This is a genomic window from Brachybacterium sp. HMSC06H03 (assembly GCF_001807385.1).
Taxonomy (GTDB): domain Bacteria; phylum Actinomycetota; class Actinomycetes; order Actinomycetales; family Dermabacteraceae; genus Brachybacterium; species Brachybacterium conglomeratum.
The window spans coordinates 1-1,235 of sequence record NZ_KV788870.1; the positions used below are offsets into that span (position 1 = coordinate 1).

Annotated in this window: 1 protein-coding gene; it reads left to right on the forward strand. The window is 73.5% G+C overall.

What is annotated here, in order from left to right; translation table 11 throughout:
* Positions 1–1,235, forward strand: a 1,235-nt coding sequence (locus HMPREF3159_RS11535; protein WP_070501142.1) for an ABC transporter permease, incomplete at both ends; no start/stop codon positions are given.

Here is a 1,235-nt window from a genome sequence, read left to right on the forward strand (position 1 = left end):
CCGGCGTCGGCGCGGGCGCCGCCGACGCCCCGCCCCCGCCCGAGGAGCGCGCCGAGACGGCGCTGGCCCGCTCCCTCCAGTCGATCGCGCGCAGCGACCTGCTGGTGGTCGTGATGAGCTTCGTGTTCGCCTTCCTCATCGGCTCGGTGCTGATCGTCATCGCCGACGAGGAGGTCCGCACCACCCTCGGCTACTTCTTCGCCCGCCCCTCCGATGCGCTCACCGCGATCTGGCAGTCCGTCACCCACGCCTACGGCGCGATGTTCCGCGGCGCCGTCTTCGACGGGCCGGGCTTCTCCCGCGTCGCGGAGGACGTGCGCGAGGCCGGCGGCTCCGGCACCTACGTGCTCTTCCCCGCGCTCGCCGCCGGGCTGCGCCCCCTGACCGAGACCCTCACTGTCGCGACTCCTCTGATCATCGCCGCGGCCGGCATGGCCGTGAGCTTCCGGGCGGGCCTGTTCAACATCGGCGGCACCGGCCAGCTGATCGTCGGCGCGATGGCCGCGGGTTACGTCGGCTTCGCATTCCAGCTCCCCGTCGTGCTGCACCTGCTGGTCGCGCTGCTCTCGGGCGTGCTCGCCGGCGGCGTGTGGGGCGGGATCGCCGGCTTCCTCAAGGCCCGCTTCGGCGCCAACGAGGTCATCAGCACGATCATGCTGAACTGGATCGCGACCTACCTGCTGTTCTTCGCGCTGAAGACCACCGCGTTCACCGGCGCGAACCAGTCCCAGCCCACCTCCCCGTCGGTGGGGGAGAACGCGACCCTGCCGCTGCTGCTCGGCGGCGGGTTCCGCCTCCACGCCGGCCTGTTCCTCGCCGCGGGCGCCGCCGTGCTGCTGTGGTGGCTGATGAGCCGCTCCACCCTCGGCTTCCACTTCCGGGCCGTCGGCTCGAACCCGCGCGCCGCCCGCGTCGCCGGCATCTCCCCGGCCCGCACCGCCTTCCTGGTCCTCGCCGTCGCGGGCGCCCTGGTGGGCCTCGCCGGGGCCGTGCACGTGCTGGGCACCGAGCGCCGCCTCACCGAGGGCGTCGCCGGCAACATCGGCTTCGACGCGATCACGGTCGCGCTGCTGGGCCGCTCCGGCCCCGTCGGCATCGTGCTGGCCGGCCTGCTCTTCGCGGCCCTGTCCACGGGCGGGCGCTTCATGGAGACCAACCAGGGCGTGCCGCTGGACCTCGTGCAGGTCATCCAGGTGCTCGTGGTGCTCTTCATCGCCGCGCCGCCGCTGGTGCGC